The 26734-nt window shown below is 65.4% G+C and carries 26 protein-coding genes; 17 read left to right on the forward strand and 9 right to left on the reverse strand.

Going from position 1 to position 26734, the window contains the following annotated elements; genetic code table 11:
• Positions 1-3 precede the first annotated feature (3 nt).
• From IE116_RS19190 to IE116_RS19205, 4 genes are all read right to left on the reverse strand, one after another.
• Entirely contained in the window at positions 4-816 is an 813-nt protein-coding gene (locus IE116_RS19190) for an alpha/beta fold hydrolase (protein WP_189614879.1), read from the reverse strand.
• Complete coding sequence (locus tag IE116_RS19195) at positions 813-2441, reverse strand: benzoate-CoA ligase family protein (protein ID WP_189614880.1); 1629 nt, start codon at positions 2439-2441, stop codon at positions 813-815. Before IE116_RS19195 ends, IE116_RS19190 begins: the two co-directional genes overlap by 4 nt.
• A 73-nt stretch (positions 2442-2514) precedes the next feature.
• Positions 2515-4104, reverse strand: a complete 1590-nt coding sequence (locus tag IE116_RS19200) for a 3,4-dehydroadipyl-CoA semialdehyde dehydrogenase (RefSeq protein WP_189614881.1) — start codon at positions 4102-4104, stop codon at positions 2515-2517.
• Positions 4105-4213: 109 nt separating this feature from the next.
• Positions 4214-4681, reverse strand: coding sequence for a DUF4863 family protein (locus IE116_RS19205; protein ID WP_189614882.1), 468 nt, complete (start codon positions 4679-4681; stop codon positions 4214-4216).
• Between the two features lie 136 nt (positions 4682-4817).
• On the opposite strand from IE116_RS19205, the gene IE116_RS19210 reads away from it, so the two are divergent.
• The 7 genes from IE116_RS19210 to IE116_RS19240 all read left to right on the forward strand — a co-directional run bounded on the left by IE116_RS19210 (position 4818) and on the right by IE116_RS19240 (position 12493).
• Complete coding sequence (locus tag IE116_RS19210; protein WP_189614883.1) at positions 4818-5741, forward strand: helix-turn-helix transcriptional regulator; 924 nt, start codon at positions 4818-4820, stop codon at positions 5739-5741.
• A gap of 118 nt (positions 5742-5859) precedes the next feature.
• A complete protein-coding gene (boxC, locus tag IE116_RS19215) occupies positions 5860-7524 on the forward strand; it encodes a 2,3-epoxybenzoyl-CoA dihydrolase (protein ID WP_189614884.1) in 1665 nt (554 codons plus the stop codon).
• A 32-nt stretch (positions 7525-7556) separates the two neighbouring features.
• A complete protein-coding gene (gene boxB, locus IE116_RS19220) occupies positions 7557-8984 on the forward strand; it encodes a benzoyl-CoA 2,3-epoxidase subunit BoxB (protein WP_189614885.1) in 1428 nt (475 codons plus the stop codon).
• Between the two features lie 109 nt (positions 8985-9093).
• Positions 9094-10362, forward strand: a complete 1269-nt coding sequence (gene boxA, locus IE116_RS19225; RefSeq protein ID WP_189614886.1) for a benzoyl-CoA 2,3-epoxidase subunit BoxA — start codon at positions 9094-9096, stop codon at positions 10360-10362.
• 51 nt (positions 10363-10413) lie between these two features.
• Positions 10414-11211, forward strand: coding sequence for an enoyl-CoA hydratase-related protein (locus IE116_RS19230; protein ID WP_189614887.1), 798 nt, complete (start codon positions 10414-10416; stop codon positions 11209-11211).
• Complete coding sequence (locus IE116_RS19235) at positions 11208-12062, forward strand: enoyl-CoA hydratase/isomerase family protein (RefSeq protein ID WP_189614888.1); 855 nt, start codon at positions 11208-11210, stop codon at positions 12060-12062. The genes IE116_RS19230 and IE116_RS19235 overlap by 4 nt, the downstream gene beginning before the upstream one ends.
• The gene (locus IE116_RS19240; RefSeq protein WP_189614889.1) at positions 12059-12493 is read left to right on the forward strand and encodes a MaoC family dehydratase; all 435 of its coding nucleotides are present in this window, start codon (positions 12059-12061) and stop codon (positions 12491-12493) included. The genes IE116_RS19235 and IE116_RS19240 overlap by 4 nt, the downstream gene beginning before the upstream one ends.
• A gap of 93 nt (positions 12494-12586) precedes the next feature.
• Here the strand turns inward: IE116_RS19240 and IE116_RS19245 are convergent, their stop codons facing one another.
• Positions 12587-13159 carry a BPSL1445 family SYLF domain-containing lipoprotein gene (locus IE116_RS19245; protein WP_189614890.1) on the reverse strand — a complete coding sequence of 191 codons (573 nt, stop codon included), beginning with the start codon at positions 13157-13159 and terminating at the stop codon, positions 12587-12589.
• Between the two features lie 545 nt (positions 13160-13704).
• Between IE116_RS19245 and IE116_RS19250 the strand changes: the two genes are divergently transcribed.
• Positions 13705-14328, forward strand: a complete 624-nt coding sequence (locus IE116_RS19250; protein WP_189614891.1) for a DUF4286 family protein — start codon at positions 13705-13707, stop codon at positions 14326-14328.
• Positions 14329-14330: 2 nt separating this feature from the next.
• Here the strand turns inward: IE116_RS19250 and IE116_RS19255 are convergent, their stop codons facing one another.
• The gene (locus IE116_RS19255) at positions 14331-15311 is read right to left on the reverse strand and encodes a LysR family transcriptional regulator (RefSeq protein ID WP_189614892.1); all 981 of its coding nucleotides are present in this window, start codon (positions 15309-15311) and stop codon (positions 14331-14333) included.
• 186 nt (positions 15312-15497) lie between these two features.
• On the opposite strand from IE116_RS19255, the gene IE116_RS19260 reads away from it, so the two are divergent.
• The 9 genes from IE116_RS19260 to IE116_RS19300 all read left to right on the forward strand — a co-directional run bounded on the left by IE116_RS19260 (position 15498) and on the right by IE116_RS19300 (position 23701).
• Positions 15498-16361 (forward strand): amidohydrolase family protein, encoded by an 864-nt coding sequence (locus IE116_RS19260; RefSeq protein ID WP_189614893.1) that lies wholly within the window; start codon positions 15498-15500, stop codon positions 16359-16361.
• Between the two features lie 66 nt (positions 16362-16427).
• Positions 16428-17393 (forward strand): Bug family tripartite tricarboxylate transporter substrate binding protein, encoded by a 966-nt coding sequence (locus IE116_RS19265; RefSeq protein WP_189614894.1) that lies wholly within the window; start codon positions 16428-16430, stop codon positions 17391-17393.
• Positions 17394-17954, forward strand: a complete 561-nt coding sequence (locus IE116_RS19270) for a carboxymuconolactone decarboxylase family protein (RefSeq protein ID WP_189614895.1) — start codon at positions 17394-17396, stop codon at positions 17952-17954.
• Positions 17955-17967: 13 nt separating this feature from the next.
• Positions 17968-18561 (forward strand): DUF4286 family protein, encoded by a 594-nt coding sequence (locus IE116_RS19275; protein ID WP_189614896.1) that lies wholly within the window; start codon positions 17968-17970, stop codon positions 18559-18561.
• Positions 18562-18975: 414 nt separating this feature from the next.
• Positions 18976-20169, forward strand: coding sequence for an FAD-dependent oxidoreductase (locus IE116_RS19280; protein WP_189614897.1), 1194 nt, complete (start codon positions 18976-18978; stop codon positions 20167-20169).
• A gap of 24 nt (positions 20170-20193) precedes the next feature.
• Entirely contained in the window at positions 20194-20841 is a 648-nt protein-coding gene (locus IE116_RS19285; protein ID WP_373303060.1) for an isochorismatase family protein, read from the forward strand.
• A gap of 25 nt (positions 20842-20866) precedes the next feature.
• Complete coding sequence (locus IE116_RS19290) at positions 20867-21613, forward strand: maleate cis-trans isomerase family protein (protein WP_189614898.1); 747 nt, start codon at positions 20867-20869, stop codon at positions 21611-21613.
• A 162-nt stretch (positions 21614-21775) separates the two neighbouring features.
• Complete coding sequence (locus IE116_RS19295; protein WP_189614899.1) at positions 21776-22744, forward strand: Bug family tripartite tricarboxylate transporter substrate binding protein; 969 nt, start codon at positions 21776-21778, stop codon at positions 22742-22744.
• 81 nt (positions 22745-22825) lie between these two features.
• Positions 22826-23701, forward strand: coding sequence for a GntR family transcriptional regulator (locus tag IE116_RS19300; RefSeq protein WP_189614900.1), 876 nt, complete (start codon positions 22826-22828; stop codon positions 23699-23701).
• Positions 23702-23768: 67 nt separating this feature from the next.
• On the opposite strand, the gene IE116_RS19305 is transcribed toward IE116_RS19300, so the two are convergent.
• The 3 genes from IE116_RS19305 to IE116_RS19315 are packed head-to-tail and all read right to left on the reverse strand — an operon-like array spanning position 23769 to position 26607.
• Entirely contained in the window at positions 23769-24608 is an 840-nt protein-coding gene (locus IE116_RS19305; RefSeq protein ID WP_189614901.1) for an SDR family NAD(P)-dependent oxidoreductase, read from the reverse strand.
• Positions 24605-25345, reverse strand: a complete 741-nt coding sequence (locus IE116_RS19310; protein WP_189614902.1) for a maleate cis-trans isomerase family protein — start codon at positions 25343-25345, stop codon at positions 24605-24607. Before IE116_RS19310 ends, IE116_RS19305 begins: the two co-directional genes overlap by 4 nt.
• Complete coding sequence (locus IE116_RS19315) at positions 25342-26607, reverse strand: CaiB/BaiF CoA transferase family protein (protein WP_189614903.1); 1266 nt, start codon at positions 26605-26607, stop codon at positions 25342-25344. Before IE116_RS19315 ends, IE116_RS19310 begins: the two co-directional genes overlap by 4 nt.
• Between the last annotated feature and the right edge of the window lie 127 nt (positions 26608-26734).

The raw sequence follows: 26734 nt of genomic DNA on the forward strand, positions 1-26734 counted from the left end.
GACTTATGTGTGCTGCAATTGGGCTTGTAGAAAGCCTTTGAGTTGTTTTGCCAGCTCGACAGGCTGATCTTTGTGGGGAGAATGCCGGCAATCGTCAAGGATGGCCAGTAGGGTTTGCGGGGTACGCCGACGGATGATGCGCACCTGGTCGAGGGTGCCGTATTCATCATCGACCCCCTGCACGGCCAGGACCGGGCAGGTAATGCGCGGCAGCAGGCTTTCGATGCTCCACGCGCGAAAGGCGGGCGACAGCCACACGTCGTTCCAGCCCCAGAAGGCCGAGTCGGGCGACGCGTGATAGCGGGCCAGGCGGCGCGGCAGGTCGGTGTTCAGATAGGCTTCGCGGGCCGCGGCAATGCTCTGGATCGCCACGTCTTCGACCGTGACATGCGGCGCCAGCACGATCAGCGACGACAGCGAGTCCGGATACAGCGCCGCATAGATCAGGGCGATTGATGCGCCATCGCTATGACCGAGGATGACAGGCCGGTCGCGCTTGGCATCGATGCCCACGCCGCGCAGCACGGCGGGCAGCGCATCGCGGGCCTGCTCGAACAGGAATTCGGGCGTCCAGCGCTCCGCATCCGGACGCGGCGTCGACTTGCCGTAGCCATACCGCGAGAACACCAGGCCACGCATGCCGAGCGCGCTGCACACTTCAGATGGCCAGTCCTTCCACATCGACACCGAGCCAAGACCTTCGTGCAGGAACACGATGACGGGCGCATTGGCGCGCTCGCCATGCACCCACCGGTATTCGATGCGGTAGTCGCGCTCGCCGTGGCGGATGTCCACGAACGACGAGGGGGCGCTCACGCCGCGGCTCCCGGATGGGCGACGGCTTCCTGCGCCTGGCGCAGCTTGAAGCGCTGGATCTTGCCGGTGGCGGTCTTGGGCAGATCGGCGACGAATTCGATGTAGCGCGGGTACTTGAACGGCGCCAGGTGCGCCTTCACGAATTGCTTGAGCGTTTCCTGCATCGCGACGGACGGCTCATTGCCCTGGCACAGCACGACATAGGCCTTGGTCTTGACCAGGCCATCGCTGTCGGTCAGCCCGACCACCGCGGCTTCGAGCACGGCCGGATGCTGGGACAGCACGTTCTCGACTTCCACCGGCGATACATACAGGCCGCTGACCTTGAGCATGTCGTCGCTGCGGCCGGCGTAGGTGTAGTAGCCGTCGGCGTCGCGCAGGTATTTGTCGCCGCTTTTCAGCCAGTCGCCCAGGAAGGTCTGGCGGGTCTTTTCGCGGTTGTTCCAGTACATGACGGCAGCGCTGGGGCCGCGAATGTACAGGTCGCCGATTTCGCCATCGCCAACCGGCTTGCCATTCTCGTCACGCAGTTCGACCTCGTAGCCTTGCACGGGAAGGCCAGTGGTGCCGTAGCGCACCTTGCCGCTGTGGTTGGACAGGAAGATGTGCAGCATTTCGGTGGACCCGATGCCGTCCAGGATCTCGCAGCCAAAGTGCTGCGTGAAACGGTCGCCGATGTCTTGCGGCAAGGCTTCGCCGGCAGACGCACAGACGCGCAAGGCGACGTCGCTGCGGGCCGGGATCGCGCTGTGCGCGAGCATGCTGGCGTACAGGGTGGGCACACCGAAAAAGAGGGTGGGTTGGTGATCGACGATGCGGGCGTAGGTGGCTGCCGGCGTGGGCCTTTCGGCCATCAGCACCGACGTGGCGCCGACCGACAGCGGGAAGGTCAGGCCGTTGCCGAGGCCATACGCAAAGAACAGCTTGGCAGCCGAAAAGGTGATGTCGTTTTCATTGATGCCAAGCACGGGCTTGGCATAGAGTTCGGCGGTGTACCAGAGGTTGCAGTGGCTGTGCACGACACCCTTGGGGCGGCCGGTGGAACCCGACGAATACAGCCAGAAGGCGATCTCATCGGCCAGCGTGCGGGCGGCCTGCGCGCGAGGGGCGGCGGCGGCCATGCAGGCTTCGAATTCATGTTGGGCAGGGCCCGCTGCGTTGCCCGCTGCCACGTCCTGGATATCCGCTACCGGCTGCGACACCACGATGTGTTCGACCTGGTGCGGACTCGACGCCATTGCCTGCTTCAGCGTGTCCAGCAGCGCGCCCGACACGAACGCGGCACGCGACCGGCTGTGCGCCAGGATGTAGGCATAGTCGTCGGCGGTCAGCAGCGTGTTGACGGCCACCGGCACCACACCCGCATACAGCGCACCCAGGAACACGACCGGCCAGTCGATGGTGTCGTGCATCAGCAGCAGCACGCGTTCTTCGCGGCGCACGCCCAGGTCGCGCAGCACGCCCGCAAACTGGCGAATGCGATCGGCCAGCTGGCGGTAGGTCAGGCGGCGCGTGTCGTCGATGAACGCCAGCTTGTCGCCGCGCCCGGCATTCAGGTCTAACAGGTAGCTCGCGAAGTTGAGGTCGCTGCTGGGTGGGGTGATCGTCACGATGGTCTCCTGCATGGCGCGTGGGCGGCTCTGACGGCTGCCTTCGCGCGTGGGATCAGTAGGTAAAGTCGGGTGGGCGGCTCGCGAATCAGTTTCGCTCAGCAGAAGGCGAGGGCGCATCAGCAGCCTTCGCCGGGAACAGCGCGGCCACGACATCCGGCGACGCCTGGATTGCCGCACGCCGCTGATACAGCCCCAGCGCGCGCAGCCCGCCCAGTTCTTCGCCGCCGCCCGCGCGGCCCGGGCCGCCATGCAACGACTGCGGCATGACATTGCCGTGGCCGGTCTGCACCTTGGCCACGTCCGGCGTGATCACATGCACGCGGCCGTGGCTGTCGGCCAGGTCCAGGGCGGTGGCGGCCAGATAGGCGGTGTCGGCGCTATACAGCGATGTCACCAGGGAACCGTGACCGCGGCGCGCCAGGTCTCTCGCATGCGCGGCGTCGCGATAGGGCATCAGCGTGGCCACCGGACCAAACACTTCCAGTTCGTGCACCACATCGTTGGCATCGGCATCGCGCGTGCCGAACAGGTGTGGGGCGACGCACGCCGCCACGGCCGGATCGGCATCGACCAGGGGCACGCCACTGCCGTCGAACAGCGTGTCGCACACGCCGCCCAGTTCGCGCAGGCCGGCCTGCACCGTGTCGTATTGCGGACGGCCGACCAGCGACCCCATCCGCACCGATTCATCGCGCGGATTGCCCACCGTGGTCTTGGCCAGCTTGGCGGCAATCGCCTGGGCGGTCTCGTCATACCAGGCCTGCGGCACCAGGATGCGGCGGATGGCCGTGCACTTCTGGCCGGATTTGACCGTCATTTCGCGGACGACTTCGCGCACCAGGGCGTCAAACGCTTCGGTGCCCGGCGCGGCATCAGGGCCCAGAATGGCGCTGTTCAAGCTATCGGTTTCGGCGTTCAGACGGACGGATCTATCGGCAAACGCGGCATGGCGGCGCAGTACCGACGCGGTGGCCGCCGACCCGGTAAACGACACCACGTCGAAGGGCGCCAGCGGATCCAGCAAGCCGTCCGAACTGCCGCACACGATCGACAGGGCGCCGTCGGGCAGCACCTTGGCGTCCGCAATGTCCTTGACCATTTCATGCGTGAGCCAGGCCGTGGCGGTGGCCGGCTTGACCACCAGCGGCACGCCTGCCAGCAGCGCCGGGGCGGCCTTTTCCAGGAAACCCCAGCTCGGGAAATTGAAGGCATTGATCAACAAGGCCAGGCCGCGCGTGGGCACCATGACGTGCTGCGACTGGAAGGCCTTGTCTTTGGCGAGCGACACCGCGTCACCCTCGGCACGCGCATTGTGCTGGCCCAGTGCGGCGCCCGCCTTGGCGAAATAGTTCAGGGTGTAGAGCCCGCCGTCGATGTCCACGGCCGAATCGTTCTTGACCGTACCTGAGTTCTGCAGGGAAATGTCGTAGTACTTGTCACGATGCTGCTGCAGCACCGCGGCCACGTCGGCCAGCAGCCTGGCGCGCTGGGCGTGGGTCAGGGCGCGCAAGGCGGGGCCGCCGGTCTCGCGGGCGTAGCGGTAGGCCGCGGCCAGGTCGATGCCGGCCGACGACACGCGCGCCAGTTCGTTGCCCAGCACGGCGTCGCGCAGGGCGATGCCATCTCCGTGACCGGCGATCCACTGTCCGCCAACATGGTTTTTCAAGAGGTCCACGTGCTTCCTTTATCGGCCGGGCATCGCGCGTCGCGCCTGCCTGCCTTGTCGCTGGCGCCGTGGCGGGACGCGCGCAAGGGGGCGTCCGGCCAACGGCAACGGGTTCACATCAGTTCCGGGTGAATTCGATGGCGCCTTGCGGCAGCAGGTACAGCACCAGGGCGCGGCCCTGGCTGACCGTCGGGCGGTGGGCGCTGCCGGGGGGATAGACACACCAGCCTGCGTGGCGGCCGTCGAAGCGGGCGTCGTCGTCGATCGGCATGATCAGATCGATCTCGCCATTCGGGTGCACGTGGTGGGGACCGGCAATGTCGTTCATGTCGACCACGTCGACCGAAAATCCGTGCAGATCGTCATCGGCCTTGAAGATGCGGCCGTAGCGGATGCCGCCATGTTCGCGGTCGGCCAGCCAGCCTTCGTCCACGCCGCGTCGACAGGCTTGCGTAAGATGGCGGTAGGTGTCGCTTTGGGCGCCGTGCTCGGCATTCAGCCACGCATCCAGCGACGCATCGATGGAACGGCCCGCCAGCTGGGACGTGACGTTCTGGATCAAGGTCCGAAATTCCTGCTGCGACATGCGGGTCTCCCTTATAAGCTGCTGGGGCGTCGCTTGTTGGTCGATGCCTTATGCAGTATCTTGCTGGTGACTGCAAGGTAGCTTCGTGCGAAATGAGTGTCAAGCAATATAATGCATATATGGTGATTTCCCTGACATGTTGAACGCCAAACCTTCCGAACCCGACGCTGCCTTGTCGGTGGTCCCGTCCGAGAAGAACCCGCTGCTCGAAGCGCTGGGTGAACGAGTACGTACACTGCGCGCCCGGCGCGGGCTGACCCGCAAGGCGGTGGCCCTGTCGGCCGACGTCTCCGAACGGCATCTGGCCAACCTGGAGTACGGGACCGGCAATGCGTCCATCCTGGTGCTGCAGCAGGTGGCCGGGGCCCTGCAATGCTCCATGTCCGAGCTGCTGGGCGACGTCACCACCAGTTCCCCCGAATGGCTGCTGATCCGCGAAATGCTGGAAAACCGCAGCGAAGCCGAACTGCGGCGGGTGCGGATCGGGATCTCGGAACTGCTGGGCGCCGGCACGCAGGATGACGCCCGCCACCGGCGGATCGCCCTGGTCGGGCTGCGCGGTGCGGGCAAGTCGACGCTGGGGCAGATGCTGGCCAATGACCTGGATGTGCCTTTCGTGGAGCTGAGCCGCGAAATCGAAAAATTTGCCGGCTGCAGCATCCGCGAGATCCATGATCTGTATGGCACCAATGCCTATCGCCGCTACGAGCGCCGGGCGCTGGAAGAGACGATCCAGATCCATGCCGACGTGGTGATCGCCACCCCCGGGGGTATCGTGTCGGATGCGGCCACCTTCAATCAGCTGCTCACGCACTGCACGACCGTGTGGCTCCAGGCTGCCCCCGAAGAACACATGGGACGCGTCACGGCCCAGGGCGATACGCGCCCCATGGCCGCCAGCACCGAAGCCATGGAAGACCTGCGCCGCATTCTTAGCGGGCGGTCGGCCTTCTATTCCAAGGCGGACCTGACCGTGGACACTACCGCGCAGACGCTGGAGCAGTCGTTCGCAACGCTGCGCACCCTGGTCCGGCAAGTGGCCGGCATGCCCCCCAGGTAATCCCCAGCATGCAATAAAAAGCATCGCGTCCCGGTTGACAGTGGAAGTTTAGTGCAATATTCTGCAGACATCAGCAAATAAAAGCTGCATTATAGTTCCACTGCCAGTCGGAGACCGTATGACCACCACCGCAGCCCCGCGCGTCGATTACCGCACCGAACCGTCCAAGTATCGCCACTGGACGCTTTCCACCGAGGGCTCGGTGGCTCGCCTGTCGCTCGATATCGCCGAAGATGGCGGCATCCGGCCTGGCTACAAACTCAAGCTGAACAGCTATGACCTGGGCGTCGACATCGAACTGCACGACGCACTGAACCGCGTGCGCTTCGAACACCCCGAAGTCCGCACCGTGGTCGTGACCAGCGGCAAGGACCGGATCTTCTGTTCCGGCGCCAACATCTTCATGCTGGGTGTGTCCAGCCACGCATGGAAGGTCAACTTCTGCAAATTCACCAATGAAACCCGCAACGGCATCGAAGATTCGTCGCGCCATTCGGGCCTGAAATTCCTGGCGGCCGTGAACGGCGCCTGCGCCGGTGGCGGTTATGAACTGGCCCTGGCCTGCGACGACATCGTGCTGGTGGACGATCGTTCATCGGCCGTGTCGCTGCCTGAAGTGCCGCTGCTGGGCGTGCTGCCGGGCACCGGCGGCCTGACCCGCGTGACCGACAAGCGCCATGTGCGCCACGACCTGGCCGACATTTTTTGCACCAGCGTGGAAGGCGTGCGCGGACAGAAAGCGGTCGATTGGCGTCTGGTGGATGCCGTGGCCAAGCCCGCCCAATTCGCGGTCACCGTGCAGGAACGCGCCGCGAAGCTGGCCGAAGGCAGCACCCGTCCGGCCGATGGCAAGGGCGTGAGCCTGCCGCGTATCGAACGCGAAGACACCGACAACGGCGTCAACTACGAGTACGTGACCGTCTCGATCGACCGCGCCAAGCGCTGCGCCACCTTCACCATCAAGGCGCCGACGACCGCAACGCCGACCGACATTGCCGGCATCGAAGCCCAGGGCGCCAACTGGTGGCCCCTGGCCATGGGCCGTCAACTGGACGACGCGATCCTGGTGATGCGCACCAACGAACTGGACGTGGGCACCTGGCTGCTCAAGACCGAAGGCGACGCCGATGCGGTGCTGGCGTCCGACGCCACGCTGCTGGCCCACAAGGACCACTGGCTCGTCAACGAAACCATCGGCCTGCTGCGCCGAACGCTGGCCCGCCTGGACGTGTCGTCGCGCAGCCTGTTCGCGCTGATCGAACCGGGTTCATGCTTTGTCGGCACGCTGGCCGAAGTGGCCTTTGCCGCCGACCGCGCCTACATGCTGGCACTGCCCGACGAGCCCGAGCGCGCGCCCCGCATCGCACTGAACGAAATGAACTTTGGCTACTACCCGATGGTGAACGACCAGAGCCGCCTGCAGCGCCGTTTCTATGAAGAGACTGCGCCGATGGAAGCGCTGCGCGGCGCGGCCGGCAAGCTGCTGGACGCCGATGAAGCCCTGGCCCTGGGCCTGGTGACCGCCGCCCCCGATGACATCGACTGGGACGACGAGATCCGCATCGCCATCGAAGAACGCGCGGCCATGTCGCCCGATGCGCTGACCGGCCTTGAAGCCAACCTGCGCTTCTCGAGCAACGAGAACATGGTCACCCGCATTTTCGGGCGGCTGACTGCCTGGCAGAACTGGATTTTCAACCGGCCCAACGCTGTAGGAGAAAAAGGTGCGCTGAAGAATTACGGCACCGGCGAAAAGGCTGCCTTCGACCTGAACCGGGTCTGACACCAACACTTCACGCATCCAAGGAAACCGACATGTCTTCCATCAATTACAGCGAACGTATCCCCAACAACGTCAACCTGGCCGAAGACCGCACGCTGCAGCGCGCGCTGGAGCAGTGGCAGCCCAACTTCATCAACTGGTGGGATGACGTGGGTCCGGAAGGCTCGACCAATCACGACGTGTATCTGCGCACCGCGGTCAGCGTGGACCCGCAGGGCTGGGCCCAGTTCGGCCACGTCAAGATGCGTGACTACCGCTGGGGCATTTTCCTGAACCCGGGCGACGCCAACCGCGAAGTGCACTTTGGCGATCACAAGGGCGAAAAAGTCTGGCAGGACGTGCCCGGGGAACACCGCGCGAACCTGCGCCGCATCATCGTGACGCAGGGCGATACGGAACCGGCATCGGTCGAACAGCAGCGCCACCTGGGTCTGACCGCGCCATCGATGTATGACCTGCGCAACCTGTTCCAGATCAACGTGGAAGAAGGCCGCCACCTGTGGGCCATGGTCTATCTGCTGCACAAACACTTTGGCCGCGATGGCCGCGAAGAAGCCGATGCGCTGCTGCAGCGCACGTCGGGCGACGTCGACAATCCGCGCATTCTGGGTGCGTTCAACGAGAAGACGCCGGACTGGCTTGCCTTCTTCATGTTCACCTACTTTACCGATCGCGACGGCAAGTTCCAGCTGTCGGCCCTGGCTGAAAGCGCGTTCGATCCGCTGGCCCGCACCACCAAGTTCATGCTGACCGAAGAAGCGCACCACATGTTCGTGGGCGAGAGCGGCATCTCGCGCACCATTTCGCGCACCTGCCAGGTCATGAACGAACTGAAGACGGACGACGTGGAAAAGATCCGCGCCGCCGGCGTGATCGACCTGCCGACCATCCAGCGTTACCTGAACTTCCATTACAGCGTCACCATCGACCTGTTCGGCGCCGACCAGTCCAGCAACGCCGCCAGCTTCTACAGCAGCGGCCTGAAGGGTCGTTACGAAGAAGGCAAGCGTACTGACGATCACGTGCTCAAGGGCCAGACCTACAAGGTGCTGGAAGTCCAGAACGGCCAGCTGGTCGAGAAGGATGCCCCGATGTTGAACGCGCTCAATGAAGTGCTGCGTGATGACTTCATCAAGGATTCGATCGCCGGCGTGAACCGCTGGAACAAGGTGATCGAAAAGGCCGGCCTGCCCATGCGCCTGACCGTGCCCCACAAGGCGTTCAACCGTCAGATCGGCGCCCTGGCCGGTATCCGCATGTCACCCGAAGGCAAGGTGATCAGCGCGGCCGAGTGGGAAGGCCGGAAGGACGAATGGCTGCCCACGCCCGATGACCGCGCCTTCGTGGCGTCGTTGATGGGCCGGGTGACCGAGGCCGGCAAGTTCGCCAACTGGATTGCGCCGCCGGTCATGGGCATCAACCGCCAGCCGGTGGATTTCGAATACGTGCGGTTCGGCTGAAGCAGGCGACACAACCCGCCACATAAGCCCGACGCGACGCAAGCCCGCCCAGCCCCCCTCGGCGGGCTTATGTACGCAGGGCCCGCCCTGCAGCAAGAGAGGAGACGACATGGACATGGCTACCGACGTGACGATCATCAAGCAGCACCTGATCGATCCCGAGATCTGCATCCGGTGCAACACCTGTGAGGCGACCTGCCCGGTCAACGCCATCACGCACGATGACAACAACTACGTGGTCCGCGCCGACGTCTGCAACGGCTGTATGGCCTGCATATCGCCGTGCCCGACCGGCTCGATCGACAACTGGCGCACCATGCCGGTGGCCAAGGCCTATTCGATCGAAGAACAGCTGACCTGGGAAGTGCTGCCGGCGGAACTGACCCCCGAGCAGATGGAAGTGGATGCCGCCGATATCGACGTGGCACCCTCGTTCGGCGCGGCGACCGCGCCGGTCGCACCCGCGGGCGAAGCGGTGTTCAATTCCGCGTCCTTTGGCGCCACCACGCCGCCGTGGTCGGCAGCCAAGGCCTTCACGAATCTGTATGGCCCGAAGAATGCAACGACCGCCACGGTCGTTGGCAACTTCAACTGCACCGATGCCGGCTTCGACAGCGAGACCCATCACGTGGTGCTGGACTTCGGGTCCATGCCGTTTCCGGTGCTGGAAGGGCAGTCGATCGGCATTATCCCGCCCGGCATGGATGCCAATGGCAAGCCGCACATGCCGCGCCAGTATTCAGTGGCCAGCCCGCGCAATGGCGAGCGGCCCAACTACAACAACGTCGCGCTGACCGTCAAGCGGGTGACCGTGGATCACACGGGCAACCCGGTGCGCGGCGTGGCGTCGAACTATGTGTGCGACCTGAAGGTGGGCGACAAGGTGCAGGTGGTGGGGCCGTTCGGCCATTCCTTCCTGATGCCCAATCACCCGAAGTCGCACATCGTGATGATCTGCACCGGCACGGGCAGCGCGCCCATGCGCGCCATGACCGAATGGCGCCGCCGCCTGCGGGCCAGCGGCAAGTTCGAAGGCGGCAAGCTGATGCTGTTTTTTGGCGCGCGCACGCAGCAGGAGCTGCCGTACTTTGGTCCGCTGCAGAACCTGCCCAAGGATTTCATCGACGTGAACCTGGCGTTTTCGCGCGCGCCCAATCAGCCCAAGCGCTATGTGCAGGACGTGATGCGCGAACGCGCGGCCGACCTGGCGCAGCTGCTGCAAGACGGCGCGACCCACATCTATGTGTGCGGGCTCAAGAGCATGGAAGAGGGCGTGGTGCTGACCCTGCGCGACATCGTGCGTGATGCGGGCATGGACTGGGACAGCGTGGCTGGAGCGCTCAAGCGCGAAGGCCGTCTGCACCTGGAGACGTATTGACGCGGTGAATGCAGCTGGTGATCGGGACAACAACAAAGGAGACACCCCAGCATGAAAACATTGGCCGTGAACCACGGCGCAGCGGGCGTGACCACCGTGGAGATGGCGCGCCCCGAGGTGTACAACGCCTTTGACGAAACCATGATCGCGGAACTGACCGAGGTGTTCACCACGCTCGGGCAGGATCCGTCTGTGCGCGTGATCGTGCTGGCGGGGCAGGGCAAGGCCTTTTCGGCCGGCGCCGACCTGCAGTGGATGAAGCGAGCCAGCGTGGCGAGCGAGGCCGACAACCTGGACGACGCGCGCCGCTTTGCCGCGATGCTGCAGCGGATCGACGCCTGCCCCAAGCCGACCATTGCACGGGTGCACGGCGTGGCGCTGGGGGGTGGCGTGGGCCTGATCTGCGCGTGCGACATGGCCGTGGTCAGCGACGACGCCACCTTTGCGGCAAGCGAAGCGCGCTTTGGCATTTTGCCGTCGGTGATCGGCCCCTACCTGACCAATGCGGTGGGGCGCCGCCCTGCGCGCCGCCTGGCCTTGCTGGCCAGCCGCATCGGCGCGGTTGAAGCGCAGCGTATCGGCATGATCGATGAGGTTGTCACGCGCGACGGACTGAATGCCGCCGTGCAGACGCGTGTCGATGAATTGCTGCGCAATGGCCCGGATTCGCTTGCCGAGATCAAGGCCCTGTTCAGCCAGTTGCCGGTGGGCGAAGTGACCGAGGCGACGCGCGAACTGACCGCCCGCACCATCGCGCGCGTGCGGATGACCGAGGAAGCACGCGAAGGTTTCGGCGCCTTCCTGGACAAGCGCCCCGCCGCCTGGATTTCCAACAAGGACATGGCATGAGCCGCACACTGCTTGTGGATACCAACGATTTTGCCGTCGAGATCGGTGACGATGGCGTGGCCGAGATCGTGCTGGGGCATGCGGGCGCGATGCCGACCACCGACGCGCGCGGCCACGGGGCGCTGGCCGCCATCTGGGCGCAGCTGGACGCGCAGGCCGACGTGCGGGCCGTGCTGGTTCGCAGCGCCGGCAAGGGCTTTTGCGCCGGCGGGCACATGGACCTGGTCAACGACATGCTGGACAACGAGTCGGCCCGCATGCGCGTCATGCGCGAGGCGCGGGCGCTGGTGCAGGGCATGGTCGATTGCGAGCTGCCCATCGTGTCCGCCATCAACGGCGCGGCGGTGGGGGCGGGCGCCGCGGTGGCCCTGCTGGCCGACGTGTCGATCGCGGGGGAGTCGGCCAAGGTTATCGACGGACACGTCAAGATTGGCGTGGCCGCGGGGGACCATGCGGCGTTGATCTGGCCGCTGCTGTGCGGCATGGCCAAAGCCAAGTACTACCTGCTGACGAACGAGCCCCTGACCGGCATCGAGGCCGAACGTATCGGCCTGGTCAGCCGCGTGGTGCCCGACGATCGCTTGCTGGAGACGGCGCGGCAGGTGGCCGGTCAGTTGGCCGCGGGCAGCCCGCGCGCGATAGCCGCCACCAAGCGCAGCCTGAACCACTGGCTGCGCGCGGCGTGGCCGGCTTTTGAACATTCCCTGACGGCCGAGATCGCCGGCTTTGCTGGCGCAGATGCGCGCGAGGGGTTGGCGGCAATGGCCGAACGGCGCGCGCCCAAGTTTGCGCCGCGGTGGGATGTGCCGGCGGCGCCGGCCGGTGTTGCCCCTTCAGGAGCCGCGTCATGAAGTTCGCCGAATTCCACGTTGGACAGATCATCGAAGCCGGCCCCTATGTGCTGGCCGAAGACGAGATGCTGCAGTTCGCCGATCGCTACGATCCCCAGTGGTTTCACACCGACCCGGATGCGGCGCAGGGCGGCCCGTTTGGCGGCCTCATCGCAAGCGGCTGGCAGACCTGCGGCATTGCGATGCGCTTGATCGCCGACCGCGCGCTGGCGGGGTCCGAGTCGTTTGCGTCACCCGGCATCGACTACATCAAATGGCCGCACCCGGTGCGCGCCAACGACAGCCTGCGCGTGCGCGCCGAAGTGGTGGAAGTGCGCCGCGCGCGCACCAAGCCCATGGGCATCTTGCGGTGGCGCTGGCAGCTGTTCAACCAGGACGATGTCGAAGTGCTGGACCTGCAGGCGACCAGTCTGTTCGCGTTGAAGGACTGAGAAAAACAAACGGCGCCAGGGTCATTTGCTGGCGCCGCGACGGACACAAAAAAACGGCGCCCGCGGGCGCCGTTTTGCCACACCGGATCCGGATTACAGATCGAGGCGGGTGATCTTCGTGCCTTCCACCGTCAGGTTCGCCATCAGACCGGCGTTCGTGACGACAAAGCCGATGACCGGCTGACGGATCGTGTTGGTGTCGATCTCGCCGTTGGCGCCGACCTTGGCCACGGCCACCGACGCATCCACGCCTGCGGTCCAGCCCTTGCTGGCCACGAACTTGTCGAGCGAGTCCTGCGTCATGAACAGCAGGATCACGGCCTTCGATTGCGCGCCGATCTGCAGGCCGAATGTGCCCGAGATGGTGCGGTAGTAGCCCTCGGTGCGGTTGCCGACCTTCAGCGCGCCGTCGCCGTATTCGCCGCCGACGCCCAGGCCTGCGGCCAGCACGTTCGGGAACACCAGCACGCCGCGGGCACGGCTCACCAGTTCGCGCGAGCTCGGTGCCGACGCATACAGCTTGGTCAGGGCCGCGTCATAGCTGTTGTTGATTTCAGTGCGCTTGGCCGTCTTGTCCACCGGGGTCTGCGGGGTCGTCGTGCAAGCACCCAGCATCAGCGCTGCGGCGCCCATGACGAGGCCAGCCATCATTTTTCTGCGTTGCATGTTCTCACTCCCTGAAGTCGCTGCGACTTCGTGACTGCCTGGTCACCGCGGATAGGGACCGCGGTATTGCCCTTGAAGTATCGCGCGCGCCACGCGGCACGCGGCACGACGCAGGAAGGATGATCCGGTAAACGGCAGCGTTTGCGCATCGAAATGGCATTCGGAAACAGTTCTGACACCCAGGAAACGCCGTGTACCAAGCGGGGAGTTCCCCGGATACTCACCCATTGTGGTTTATGATGGCCCGCTGGCAGCCGCCCGATATCCCTTTTCTGGATATCAGAAATACCCCAAGTCGCATTGTCATTCGCGGCGGTATGCCCGAGCATAGCGAGGTATTCACCCTGGCTCGGTCATCGCAGATGCGCGAGCGCATCGACGTCCCGTCCGACGAGTCCACATTCCCCTGGTTATGAACAGCGCGAGGTCGGCGCCGCCCTGCCGCCTGTCGGCAGGCTGCCGCGTCAACATCGTGGCGCCGCATCGCGGCGGGTGGATCCGCGCCTGCCGCATCGTATTGGCCATTTGAGGTACTACTGAAGACTATGTCCGACATCTCCGTCTTACTGCTGAAAGCTGCGGACACGCATGTCGATGAAACGTGGGTCCGTTCGCTGGTGCAACGGCTCGCCCCGGCATATCCCCAGGTCCTGCACGTGGCGGCCTACAACGGCCTGGAAACGCGTGAAGCCTATATCTACCTGACCGTCGAGCCCGTGCTGGGCGGCGCGATGTGCATGAGCCGTGCGCGCGCGCACCTGGCCGACGTCAATCCGTCCCTGAAACTTGTCGACCTGAATCTGCTGCTGTCGCTGCCCGGGTCGTCGGCCGGCCGGCCCGCGCCGTATCGCTACACGGTGGAAACCGATGTGGTGCCGGTGGCTGAAAAAGAGTTGAACGAGTGGTACGACAACGAGCATCTGCCAGGGCTGGCCGCCGTGCCGGGCAACGTCATGGCCCGCCGTTTCCGCAGCAGCAGCGGCTCGCCGCGCTATCACGCGTGCTACGACCTGGAAAGCTCGCACACGGCCGGCAGTCCGGCCTGGCTGGCGGTGCGCAACACGCCGTGGAGCGGGGTGGTGCGGCCCATGTTCACCAACACCAAACGCACGCTGTTCCAGCGCGTGTGTTCTTACGAATACCATCGGGTGCTGGCCGAGGTGCGCTGAGGTCAGCCGCCCGCGCCGTGCTCCACGTCAGCCATGGCGGTCTCAGTGGCGACCGGCTTGTCTGCGTGGGCCGCCCGTGGCGTGCGCACGAATAGTGACGGAAAGTCCGTCCCTCTGATCAATGCCGCCGTCGCTACCGCCAGCCGCGTCATGGGCCGGCTGCGTGGCACCGCCAGCACCAGGTTGTTGCGGATCGCCGGCGACGTGATCCGCGCCGTCGCAAAGGCGTCAGGATTGGCTTCCAGCACCACTGCCGATTCGGGCAGGATCGCGTAGGCATGGCCCTGCGCCGCCAACTCGGTGATCGTATGCACCGCATCGACTTCCGCCACCACATTGAGCCGCACGTTCTGTGATCCGCACACCCGCTCCGTCAAGGTGCGGATGGCGTTGGGCTGGCTGGGCAGGATCAGGGGGTAGTTGGCCAGTTCGGCCACGGTGACCGATGCCGGCAGCGCGGGCGTTTGCGTGCGTGCGCACACCAGCACCAGTTCTTCGCGAAACAGCGTCTCGTAGCCCAGCAGGGGGGAGGGCGGCGGGTCATACAGCAGGGCGATGTCCACCCGCCCGGTAATGAGCCATTCGCGGGTCTGGGCGCTCAGGCCTTCGGCCACGCTGATCGCGCCTTGCGGAAATTGCTTGCGAAACGCCAGCACCATGGGCGGCGTCAGCACGTGGGCGACGCGGGGCGGCAGCCCCAGCGTGACCTTGCCCGAGGGCGCGTCCTGCATGCTTTGCATGTCTTCGCGCGCGCGGTCCACCAGCTGCAGCAATGCCTTGGCGTAGCCAACGAAACGTTCACCGGCTTCGGTGGGCTCGACCCCCCGCCCGTTGCGATAGAGCAGGTGCTGGCGCAGGTCCAGTTCCAGCAGCCGCACCTGCCGGCTGAGCGCTGACTGCGAAATGTTCAGGTATTCGGCCGCGCGGGAAAAGCTGCGCAGCTCGGCCACACGCAGGAAATATTCGATCTGCTTCAGATCCACCGGGGTCTCCTCCTGGGCAGCCGTTTGGGCCAGCGCGCCGGGATAGGCGGATGGCAGACGGCTTGAATCCGGATGATCCTGCCAGGATATCTCATTTTGAGATATCAGAAATTTTCGATATCGGTTTGTTTCCGGGTGCAGGATCTTGGACCATGGGGGTCTTTCCCTGTTTCTGGACCGACCGCCATGCCTGATTGCGCGCCTTCGCTGTCGCACCCTTCCGCTCCGCGCCATGTGCTGCCGCCGCTCGCCTGCGACAGCCACTGCCACGTGTTCGGCCCGGGAGACCGCTTTCCGTATGCCGAAGGCCGGTCCTACACGCCGCCCGATGCGCCCTATGGGAAGCTGGCCGCGCTGCATGCGCACGTGGGCGCCAGCCGCGCGGTGATCGTGCAGGCGAACTGCCACGGCACCGACCATTCCGCCCTGCTCGACACGCTGGCCCGCAGCGAAGGCCGCTATCGCGGCGTCTGCCTGCTGGGTGCCGATGCGACCGACGCCCAGGTGCTCGCGCTGCACGAGGGCGGCATGCGCGGCGTGCGCTTCAACTTCGTCCCCCACCTGGGCGGCGCGCCATCGCCTGCGGTGTTCGACCGCATTGTTGACCTGGTCGCCCCGTATGGCTGGCACATTGCGCTGCACATCGACGGCAAGGACCTGACCCAGCACCTGGACCGTTTCGTCCAGCTGCCGATGCCGTTCGTGATCGACCACATGGCTCGCATCCGCGCCGACCGTGGCCTGGACGATCCCGCCTTCGTCAATCTGCTGCGCCTGAAAGACGTGCCGACGGGTTGGGTGAAGGTGTCCGGCATCGACCGCATTTCGAGCGGCAAACGGCCCTTCGACGACGGTCTGCCGTACATTCGCGCACTGATTGCCGCCATGCCCGACCGCCTGGTGTGGGGCACGGACTGGCCGCATCCGAATGTGGCCGGCGACATGCCCGACGATGGCGAACTGGTAAACAGCTTCTTTGAAGCCTGCCCCGATGCCGCCATCCGCCAGAAGATCCTGGTGGACAATCCGGCCCGGCTGTTCGGCTTCTGACTGTCGCACCTGCTTTCCTGATTCCTGATTTCCCGCTTTCCCGATAACACCAACGGAGACTTTCCAATGACATCCTTTTTGCGCACCAGCCTGCTGGCGATCGCCGCCAGCCTGACCCTGATCGGCGGCGCCCAGGCCCAGAACAACGTGACCCGCATGGTCGTGGCCTTTCCACCAGGCGGCCCGGTGGATCTGGTCGGCCGCATCCTTGCGCAGCAACTGTCCGAAGAACTGGGCGAGCGCGTGATCGTGGAAAACCGCGCTGGCGCCAACGGCAACATCGGCGCCGACACCGTGGCCCGGGGCCCGGCCGATGGCACCGTCATGCTGCTGACCAGCGTGGGCGCCGTGGCGGTCAGCCCGGCCCTGTACGAGACGCTGCCCTACGACCCGGCCAAGGACTTTGCGCCCGTGTCGCTGGTCGTGAACAACGCCGAATTGTTCGTGGTCAACCCGTCCAATCCGGCGACCGACGCCAAGGATTTCGTGGCCCGGTCCAAGACCGCCAAACAAGCCGTGGCGATCGGATCGTCGGGCGTGGGCAGCATCCCCCACCTGACGATGGAACTGTTTGCGGCGTCCAGCGGCGCGAACGTGCTGCACGTGCCGTACAAGGGCGCGGCGCCCGTGATCAACGACGTGATGGGCAACCAGGTGGCCGGCTTTTTTGGTGACGTGCCGGGTGTGATCAACTTCGTGAAGGGCGGCAAGCTCAAGGCCATCGGCATTGCGTCACCCAAGCGCCATCCGCTCCTGCCCGACGTGAAGACGCTGGGCGAGCTGGGCATCAAGGACGTGGAGTCGAACAACTGGTACGGCATTGTCGTGCCGGCCAAGACGCCCAAGGCCACCATCGACAAGCTGAATGCAGCCGTGCGTAAATCGCTGGGCAACGACGCGGTGCGCAGCAAGCTGGTTGCGCTGGGCACCGAACCCGCGCCATCGACGCCCGACGAACTGGGCAAGCTGATGGCGTCGGACACGGCCAAGTGGGGCGGCCTGATCAAGGCCAAAAACATCAAGGCGGAATGAATGACGACATCAACCGAATCGAACGCGGCGAACGGTCCGCGCGTGGCGCTGGTCGAGCCCGGCACGCGGCCCGAACTGGCTGAAATGGAAGCCCGCATCCAGGGCGCACGCGGCCGCATTTCGCCGCTGTACCAGGTGCTGCTGAACAGCCCGGCCGTGGTCGAAGGCTGGGAAGCCATGCTGACTGCGATCCGCAATAAAACGGGCATCTCGGCGCGGCACCGGGAACTGGTGATCCTGCGCGTGGCCATGCTCAATCGCGCGGCCTATGAGTTCGATGCGCACGTGCCGCATGCGCTCAAAGGCGGCGTGTCGCAGGCCGCCATCGATGCGCTGCGCGAGGATGCCGATGGCGCGATCCGCGGCATCGAGCTGGACGATCTGGACCGGCAGGTGCTTGCGCTGACCGACACCATGACCCGCGAGATCGAGGTGCCCGATGCGCAATTCAACGCGCTGCAGGCCCACTTCGGGCCGCAGGGCATGGTCGAGCTGACCGCCACGGTGGCGGCCTACAACATGGTGTCGCGCTTCCTGGTCGCGATGCACATCGGCCATTGAGACGGAGACGCGGATGACTTCCATCGACGTCCTGCTGATCAAGCTGCCCGCGCGGCGCATCGATACCGACGGCGTGCGCGACCTGGCCGCATCGCTGCGCGACGTGGCGCCCCCGCTGCGGCACCTGGCGGCGCATGCGGCGATCGAGTCGGTCGAATCATATGTGTACCTGGCGCTGCGTGAACCGGGCGTGCCGCATCTGGGTCCGCTGCAGGACGCGCTGGCCCGTCTCGAACCGGGTGCGCAACTGGTACCACTGCAGTTGATGATGTCGGTCGATGGCGCTTCGGCAGGCAAGCCGGCGCCGTACCATTACGTGGTCGAGACCGACGTCGTACAGGGCGGCGAAGCCGACCTGAATGCCTGGTACGACCAGGAGCACCTGCCGGGGCTGGCATCGGTGCCCGGCACCGTGCTGGCCCAGCGGCTGTCCGATCCCACCGGGTCGCCCAGGTATCACGCCTTGTATGAACTCGAAACGCAGGAAACCTTCGGGTCGCCTGCGTGGCTGAAGGTGCGCGCATCGCCCTGGAGCGATCGGGTGCGGCCCATGTTCCGCAATCCCAAGCGGACCATGTTCCACCATGTGCTGACCGTACAAAGCTAGCGGCTGGGGTGCGTCGGCGAGCCAGGCGCGACATGCCGCCCTGTCGCGGTCGTTACTGCGGGCGCAACACGCCCTCCTGCAATCGGGTCCTTCGGGACCCGATTTTTTTTTGTCTCCGCCATCGCGTCGCATGCCGGTGCGCACGCCGCGCTGCCATGCACCACTTTGCGCCGTGTGCATGCGGCCATTGCCGCCTTTGCCTTGGCCTGCCGTGATCCGCACGTTGCTGCACCGCGATCCGTTCTGGTGCGCTTGCGGCCCGCTGTCCGACACCGCGCCACCGGGCCGCAGAACGCCCGCGCCGCCATCGCATATTTATATTGTCCGGACAAAGATTTCGACTTAGGATATGAGCCATGTCGGCAGCGTGCCGTGCCGTGGCAACGCCCCGGAAGACTTCAGGAGAACGGCTGTATGGCGCGTGATCGCGTACTTATCGTTGGCGCCGGTCCGGTCGGACTGGTGGCCGCCACCTGTCTGGCAAACGAAGGCATTCCGGTGACCGTATTCGAGCTGAGCCGCGAGCTGCCCGAAGACCTGCGCGCGTCCACCTTCCATCCGCCCACGCTGGACATGCTCGACCGTTTTGGCGTGGCCGACGCGTGTATCGCGCAAGGGCTGATCTGCCCGGAATGGCAGTTTCGCGACCGGCAGGAAGGCCCCATCGTCACCTTCAATCTGGCCGTGCTGGCCAACGACACCCGCCATCCGTATCGCCTGCAATGCGAGCAGTGGAAACTGACGCGGCTGCTGCGCGCGAAGCTGGAAGCGGCCGGTACCGAGTTCATCTACGGCGCCAGCGCCACCGCGGTCGAACAGGACGACGACGGCGTGACGCTGACCGTGACGATGCCCGATGGCGTGAAGGAAACCCACCGTGGCCGTTACCTGATCGGGGCTGACGGCGCGCGCAGCACGGTGCGCAAATCGCTGGGCGTTGCCTTCGACGGCATGACGATTCCCGAGATCTATCTGTCGATGTCGACGCCGCATTCGTTCAGCGACGACATTGGCGGGCTAAGCAACATCGCCTACATCTCGGACCCCGACGAATGGGCCGTGCTGCTGCGCACGCCCACGTTATGGCGCGTGCTGCTGCCGACGGATCCCAGCCAGCCGGAAGCGGTGATCAAGCAGGCCGATGCGATCGAAGCGCGCCTGCAGAAACTGAACCCGATTGCCGGCCAGTACGAGATCGCGCACTGCACCGCGTATCGCGTGCACGAACGGGTAGCCGAGCACTACGTGCAGGGCCGGGTGTTCCTGGCGGGCGATGCCGCGCACCTGAACAATCCGCTGGGCGGCATGGGCATGAACGGCGGGATTCACGATGCCGTGAACCTGGCCGACAAGCTGTCGGACGTGTGGAAGGGTGCGCCGCTGAACACCATGCAGCGCTATGAACGGCAACGCCGCAAGGTCGCGGTCGAGACCGTGCAGATGCAGGCGCTGCGCAACCGGAAGGTGCTGAACGAGCGCGACCCGGCCGCGCGCCGCGCGCATCACGACAGCCTGCGCGCGACCGTGCAGGACCCCGCGAAGCACCGCGAATACTTGTTGCAATCGTCCATGATCCAGTCGCTGCGCGACCTGGATACCGTGGCATAAGGCCGCCACGCGATGAGTGATGCCATGAACCATCCAGCCCAGGACACGGCGCCCGCCGCCGCCAACGACGAACTCGACATCTACCGCCGCCAGGGCATGGGCCAGAGCGTGGGCTTTGGCAAGACCCCGGCCCTGGTGATCGTCGACTTTGTGGTGGCCTTTGCCGACCCCGCGCACTTTGGCGGCGGCAACATTGCCGCCGCCATTGCGCAGACCGCCCGGCTGCTGGCCCATGCCCGCGAACAGGGGTGGCCGATTGCGCATACCCGTGTCGTGTATGCCGACGACGCGTCCGACGCCAACGCCTTCACGAGCAAGGTGCCCGGCCTGCTCAAGCTGACCGAGCAGTCGCCGCTGAGTCAGATCATGCCGGAACTGCAACCGATGCCCGGCGAGCTGATCGTGCGCAAGCGTCAGGCCTCGGCCTTCTTTGGCACCGAGCTGGCCGGCTGGCTGCACTGGCGCGGCGCGGACACGCTGGTGGTCTCGGGCTGCACAACGTCGGGCTGCGTGCGCGCCACCGTGATCGACAGCGTGGCCCACAACTTCCGCACCATTTTGCCGGTGGATGCGACCGGTGACCGGGCAATCGGCCCGCACGACGCCAACCTGTTCGACATGGGGCAGAAGTATGCCGACCTGTCGTCGGTCGACGCACTGATCCAACGTTGAATTCTCAGATCGCTAAGGAACCCGCATGACTGACAGTCTTGGTTATCGCCGCAAGTTCGGCGTCATCGCCCCGAGTACGAATACCTCGGTGCAACCCGAGTTCGATTCGATGCGGCCGGTCGGTGTCACCAACCACTTTTCGCGCATCGTGATCCCCGACAACCCGGTCCGGAACGATGACGATTTCAACAAGTTGATGAACGACATCCGCGCGACGCTGATGGATTCCGTCGATGCGGTCATGACCTGCAGCCCCGACTACATCGTGATGGGCATGTCGGCCGAAACCTTCTGGGACGGCCTGGACGGTTCGGTGGAATTGCAGCAGCGCGTGGAAGCGCGCGCCGGCGTCAAGGTCGCGATGGGGTCCGATGCGTGCCGTGCCGCATTGAAGGCCTACGGCGGCATCAAGCGCATCTCGGTCATCACGCCGTACATGCCGGTGGGCGACCAGCAGGTGCGCAAGTTCTTTGCCGACTGCGGTTTCGAAGTCGTCAACCTGAAGGGCCTGAAGTGCCCCGGCCCGATGCTGATCGCGCATGTGAGCGAAGCCGAGCTGCGCGACGCCATCATTGAAGTCGATGACCCGTCGGTGGATGCGATCGTGCAGGTTGGCACCAACCTGGCCATGGCGCGCGTGGCCGGCATTGCCGAGTTCTGGCTGGGCAAACCCGTGATCGCGATCAACACCGCCACGTACTGGTGGGCGCTGCGGCAGAACGGCATCGACGACAAGATCCAGGGCTTTGGCAAGCTGCTGTCGCATTACTGATCCACGGAGTCCACCCGCACCAGGCAGCACCCAGCCGGCATCAAGACCGCGACTCGACACCCCGCAGGAGACAGGCAGGCGCATGGCGCCCGCCGGACGGCTTTTGGCATCGACCTGTTTTTGGCTTCGACCTTTTCCTGACCCTTCTGACCGAGAACCGAGATGATCCGACTTGCGCTGACCACCCTTTGCCTGACCGCCGCCAGCCTGGCGACGTCGACCGCGCTGGCCCAGGCCTACCCGTCGAAACCGGTGCACGTGATCGTGCCTTCGGCGCCCGGTGGCACGGCCGATTTCCTGGGCCGCATCCTGTCGACCAAGATGTCGGAAGCGCTGGGCGTGCCCTTCGTGGTGGAAAACCGCGCCGGCGCCGGCACCAACATCGGCAATGACTACGTGGCCAAGTCGGCGCCCGACGGCTACACGCTGCTGGTCAACGGCATAACGCTGGCCACCAACAAGGCCCTGTTCAGCAGGCTGCCGTATGACCCGATCAAGGACTTTGCGCCCATCATTTCGGTCGGCGCCATGTCCAACGTGATTGCGGTGACGCCCGACTCGCCCGCCAGGGACCTCAAACAATTCATTGCGATGGCCAAGGCCAAACCGGGCACCTTCAACTACGGGTCGCCGGCCAACGGCAGTTCCGGTCACCTGTCGGGGGTGCTGCTGGCATCGGCCACGGGGGTGGACATCGTGCATCTGGCGTACCGCGGTAACGCCCAGGCCACCACCGACCTGCTGGGTGGCAGCCTGCAGTTCGGCATCGTCAACACGCCGGTGGCCGTGCCCTTCGTGAACAGCGGCAAGCTGCGCCCGCTGGCGGTTACATCGGCCAAACGCTCGCCCCTGATGCCCGATGTGCCGACGGTCTCTGAAGTGCTGGGCGTGCCCTATGAACTGACCGGCTGGTTCGGCCTGCTCGCGCCTGCCGGCACGCCGCCGGAGATCATCGAGAAGTTGCAGACGGTGGCGGGCAGGATCCTGGCGTCGCCGGCCATGCAGACCGCCATTACCAATGGCGGCGCCGACGCCACCGGCGGCACCACCGCCGAGTTCGTTGCCTTCATCGACAAGGAGTCGGTGCGCCTGACCAAAGCCTTGCAGGACGCTGGCGTCAAGCCGGAGTAAGCCTCGGCGCCCGGGATCCACCGGGGGAAGTGGTATCTTCCCGGGCTAGTCGAACAATGCATGGTTGAGGATGACAGCGGTATGCCGGCAAAAAAACACGTCCGTCTGCAGACAGGACGGACCGGGTCCGGGCGCGTGGCTCCGGACTCGCTTTCCCCGCCTCTGAAAGCAGGCCGTACCGAGGGCCGCAGCGGTGGCCGCACTGACGGACGCAAGATCGCCGACGCGGCGCCCGTCGATGACAGCCCCCGTTATCGCCAGATCCTGAAGACGCTGACCGAACGGGTGGCGCAGGGCGTGTATCCGGTCGGCAGTCATGTCCCGACTGAAAGCGAACTGTGCGAAGAATTCGACGTCAGCCGCTACACGGTGCGCGCCGCCTTGAGCCACCTGGTCGAGCATGGCATGGTGACGCGCCGCAAGGGCATCGGCACCGTCGTGATCGCGGCGCATTCGCAGCGGGCGTACCAGCAATCGATCAGTTCCCTGGCCGACCTGTTCCAGTTCGCACTCGACACCTATGTCCTGATCCGGTCCAGCACCATGGTCGAACTGACCGAGGACATTGCGCGGACCCTGGGCGCCGAGCCGGGCGAGCGCTGGCTGCAGGTGGACAGCGTGCGGTGGACCGCCCCGGGCGGCACGCCGATCTGCTGCACCAGTTCCTTCATTCCGGAACGCCTGGCCTGGGTCGGCCCGGAACTGCCGGATTGTGTCGGGCCGTTCTACGCCCACATCGAAGAACGCAGCAAGGAACCGCTGACCCACGCGACGCAGGAGATCCGCGGCGAACGCATGCCCGCGCATCTGCTGGACGTGTTCGGCGCGGATGACGATGCGATCGCGCTGTGCCTGATCCGGCAATACTTTTCGGTGCAGGGCGTGCAGATTGCGTCCTTCAACTGGCATCCGGCCGACAGCTTCAGCTACAAGATGCAGATCGAACGCAAGCGGTAGCTTGCATTGATATGACATGACAACGCCGTCGGAAGACGGCGTTGTGTCGTGCGCTGCGCGGCGTGGCCTACATGATCGCGGGCTTGTCCACCGCCGCCGATCGTGCGCCCGCCGCGGCGTCATCCGCGGGCAGTGCCTCGTCCCACAGCCGCGCCGTGTAGCGTTCGCCGTTGTGCCCGTTGGAGGCATCCGAGCACAGCCACAGAATGCCGCGGCGCATGATGGCCGGCGACAGCAGCTTGCCGTCGGCGCCTTTCTTGTCGGGGCCCGTGGGCAGAAGATCCGTATCCGCGGCGCCGCCCGGCAGGTACACATTGACGGTCACGCCCGTGCCGGCCAGGTCTTGCGCCCACACGCGCGATGCGGCTTCCAATGCAGCCTTGGATGGACCATAGGGCGCGTAGCCCTTGCGCACCATGGTCACGTCGCTGGTCGACACGTTGATGATCTTGCCAAAGCCCTGCGCCAGCATGTGCGGCGTGATCGCATACGCCATGTTGAACGGACCGTTCACGTTGGTATCGATGATCTTGCGCCACGCGATCGGGTCCGCTTCCCAAAAGCGGGTGGGCTGGGTGTTGAAGGTCTCGCTGATCAGCCGCATGCCGCGGCCCGCGTTGTTGACCAGCACATGCACCGCGCCGAACACGTCAAGGATCTGATCGGTGGCCCGGCGGCAGTCGCCCGGATCGGTCACATCCGCCACGACCGCAAACATGCGGTCTTCACCGGCCAGTTCGCGGCCTTCGGCCAGGGTCGCGTCCATGGCGGGCGTGATTTCCGATCCGGTGATCGCCACCCGCGCGCCGGCGGCCAGCAGCGCCATCGCCATTTCCTTGCCCAATCCACGCGTGCCGCCGGTAACGACGACGACACGGTCCTTCAACGACAGATCCGATTCGTTCATGCTTGATTTCCAGGGTTGAACAACTGGCCGCCCAAGGCAGGCACCGGGGCGTCACGCAAGCTGACGCCTCCGGCGCGCAGGGCGGCCCATAGGGTGGCGGTGTTGGACGATAGCACCGGGATGCCGAATTCCCGTTCCAGCGCAGCAATCAGGTCCAGCGTCGGGAAATCGGTGCACGACACCAGCAGTGCATCGGCCTCATCTTGATGCACCGACCTGACGTGCGCCTGAATCGTGGCCGGATCCACCCTGGCGATCTGCACGTATTCGTGCGGGCCGTTGGCGCCGATGCCCAGGCCCTGGCAGGCCAGCACGTCGAAACCGGCGTGTTCCAGGAAGTGGGTCTCGTGCTGGTTCAGGGCATCGTGGTAGGGCGTTGCCACGGCCACGCGCCGCACGTTCAGCAAGCCCAGCGCATCGACGATCGCGGCAGCCGTCGTGACCGCGGGTGTCCCGGCGGCGGTTGCCATCCAGTCGGGCAGGGCATGATGGGGCAGGGTCATGGACCCGGCCGTGCAGGCGTACACCATCACGTCGGCGCCCTGGCTGCGCAGTTGCGTCATGGCCGCGGCCAGATCGTCCTGCAGGGCCTGCTTGCCCGCCGGCGTGTCGGTGTCTGCGTGCAGCGCCATGCGGGTGAACTGCATGGACACGCCCGCGGGCAGCAGGCGCGCCCATTCCTTTTCGTTCACGGTATTGGTGGGCGGCGCGATCACGCCAAGCCGGAGTGCGGTCATGCGGCGCCTTTTGCCAGCTGCGTGGCGTCGTCCTTGTCCAGTGTGCCGATAATGCCTTTTTCCATGAGCGTGCTCAATGTTGAACGGTCCATGTTCAGAATGCCTTCGAACACTTCGCGGTTGTGCTGGCCCAGTTCGGGTCCGCAGGACACGATGCTGCCGGGGGTTTCAGACAGGCGCGGCGCCACGTTCTGCATCTTGAGCGACCCGAAGACCGGGTGCAGCACATCGGCAATCGCATTGCGCGCCTTGAAGTGCGCATCGGCCAGCATGTCGGGCGCGCGGTAGATGTCGCCGTAGGGCACGCCGTGCTGCTCCATCAGCGCGGCCAGCGCATCGGCGCTGAGCGTGCGCGTCCATGCCGCAATGATGTCGTCCAGTTCGGTCTGGTGCTGGCCGCGCGCCGTGTGCGTGATGTAGCGCGGGTCGGCCAGCAGATCGGCGCGGTCCATGGCCGTGGCCAGGCGCTTGAAGACGGTGTCCTGGTTCGCGGCAATCAGCGTAAAGCGCCCGTCATGGGTCGGGTACACGTTGGAGGGCGATATGTTCGGCAGGATCGCGCCGGTGCGTTCGCGCACATAGCCGGTCTGGTCGTACTCGGTCACCAGCGACTCCATCACGGCCAGCACGGCTTCATAGATGGCGCTGTCCACGACCTGGCCGCGGCCGGTCTTCTGTACATGATGCAGTGCCGTCAGCGCACCCAGGCAGGCAAAGGTGGCGGCCAGCGTATCGCCGATCGAAATGCCCATGCGGCTGGGCGGCGTGGACGGATCGCCCACCACATAGCGCAGGCCGCCCATGGCTTCACCGATCGCGCCATATCCGGCGCGAGCGGCATAGGGTCCGGTCTGGCCGTAGCCGGACACACGCACCATGATCAGCCGCGGATTGAGCTCGCGCAGCGTTGCGTAATCGAGGCCCCAGCGTTCCATCGTGCCGGGCCGGAAATTCTCGAGCAGGATGTCGGCGTCCTTGACCAGCTCGCGAATCAGCGCCTGGCCTTCGGCTTCCCTTGCGTTGATCTCGACCGACTTCTTGTTGCGCGCCACCACCGGCCACCACAACGATTTGCCATGCGGCTTTTCGCGGCCCCATTCGCGCATCGGATCGCCCAGTCCGGGCTGTTCCACCTTGATGACTTCGGCGCCAAAGTCCGCAAACAACTGGCCGCAGAACGGACCGGCCAGCAACTGGCCCATTTCAATGACCCGCAGGTCGGTCAGGGGGCCCGACCGGGTGGCATCTCGCGCTTCGTCCATGGCATTCCTTGTGGTCTGGTGCCCAGGCGCCGCGTGTCGTGCGGCCCCGTGGCACGGGGTCATTCAAAGCGGTCGGATGCTTTGTCCGGACAAATACTATACTATCCGCTGACCGCTGGGAATGCAT

The sequence above is a fragment of the Pigmentiphaga litoralis genome (assembly GCF_014651835.1).
In the GTDB taxonomy this organism is placed as follows: domain Bacteria; phylum Pseudomonadota; class Gammaproteobacteria; order Burkholderiales; family Burkholderiaceae_B; genus Pigmentiphaga; species Pigmentiphaga litoralis.

Bases quoted from the DNA above. Each gene is read 5' to 3' on its own strand.
- IE116_RS19195 (WP_189614880.1), bottom strand. From the start codon at position 2,441: ATGCAGGAGACCATCGTGACGATCACCCCACCCAGCAGCGACCTCAAC.
- IE116_RS19205 (WP_189614882.1), bottom strand. From the start codon at position 4,681: ATGTCGCAGCAGGAATTTCGGACCTTGATCCAGAACGTCACGTCCCAG.
- IE116_RS19210 (WP_189614883.1), top strand. From the start codon at position 4,818: ATGTTGAACGCCAAACCTTCCGAACCCGACGCTGCCTTGTCGGTGGTC.
- boxC (WP_189614884.1), top strand. From the start codon at position 5,860: ATGACCACCACCGCAGCCCCGCGCGTCGATTACCGCACCGAACCGTCC.
- boxB (WP_189614885.1), top strand. From the start codon at position 7,557: ATGTCTTCCATCAATTACAGCGAACGTATCCCCAACAACGTCAACCTG.
- boxA (WP_189614886.1), top strand. From the start codon at position 9,094: ATGGACATGGCTACCGACGTGACGATCATCAAGCAGCACCTGATCGAT.
- IE116_RS19230 (WP_189614887.1), top strand. From the start codon at position 10,414: ATGAAAACATTGGCCGTGAACCACGGCGCAGCGGGCGTGACCACCGTG.
- IE116_RS19235 (WP_189614888.1), top strand. From the start codon at position 11,208: ATGAGCCGCACACTGCTTGTGGATACCAACGATTTTGCCGTCGAGATC.
- IE116_RS19240 (WP_189614889.1), top strand. From the start codon at position 12,059: ATGAAGTTCGCCGAATTCCACGTTGGACAGATCATCGAAGCCGGCCCC.
- IE116_RS19245 (WP_189614890.1), bottom strand. From the start codon at position 13,159: ATGCAACGCAGAAAAATGATGGCTGGCCTCGTCATGGGCGCCGCAGCG.
- IE116_RS19250 (WP_189614891.1), top strand. From the start codon at position 13,705: ATGTCCGACATCTCCGTCTTACTGCTGAAAGCTGCGGACACGCATGTC.
- IE116_RS19260 (WP_189614893.1), top strand. From the start codon at position 15,498: ATGCCTGATTGCGCGCCTTCGCTGTCGCACCCTTCCGCTCCGCGCCAT.
- IE116_RS19265 (WP_189614894.1), top strand. From the start codon at position 16,428: ATGACATCCTTTTTGCGCACCAGCCTGCTGGCGATCGCCGCCAGCCTG.
- IE116_RS19270 (WP_189614895.1), top strand. From the start codon at position 17,394: ATGACGACATCAACCGAATCGAACGCGGCGAACGGTCCGCGCGTGGCG.
- IE116_RS19275 (WP_189614896.1), top strand. From the start codon at position 17,968: ATGACTTCCATCGACGTCCTGCTGATCAAGCTGCCCGCGCGGCGCATC.
- IE116_RS19280 (WP_189614897.1), top strand. From the start codon at position 18,976: ATGGCGCGTGATCGCGTACTTATCGTTGGCGCCGGTCCGGTCGGACTG.
- IE116_RS19285 (WP_373303060.1), top strand. From the start codon at position 20,194: ATGAACCATCCAGCCCAGGACACGGCGCCCGCCGCCGCCAACGACGAA.
- IE116_RS19290 (WP_189614898.1), top strand. From the start codon at position 20,867: ATGACTGACAGTCTTGGTTATCGCCGCAAGTTCGGCGTCATCGCCCCG.
- IE116_RS19295 (WP_189614899.1), top strand. From the start codon at position 21,776: ATGATCCGACTTGCGCTGACCACCCTTTGCCTGACCGCCGCCAGCCTG.
- IE116_RS19300 (WP_189614900.1), top strand. From the start codon at position 22,826: ATGCCGGCAAAAAAACACGTCCGTCTGCAGACAGGACGGACCGGGTCC.
- IE116_RS19305 (WP_189614901.1), bottom strand. From the start codon at position 24,608: ATGAACGAATCGGATCTGTCGTTGAAGGACCGTGTCGTCGTCGTTACC.
- IE116_RS19310 (WP_189614902.1), bottom strand. From the start codon at position 25,345: ATGACCGCACTCCGGCTTGGCGTGATCGCGCCGCCCACCAATACCGTG.
- IE116_RS19315 (WP_189614903.1), bottom strand. From the start codon at position 26,607: ATGGACGAAGCGCGAGATGCCACCCGGTCGGGCCCCCTGACCGACCTG.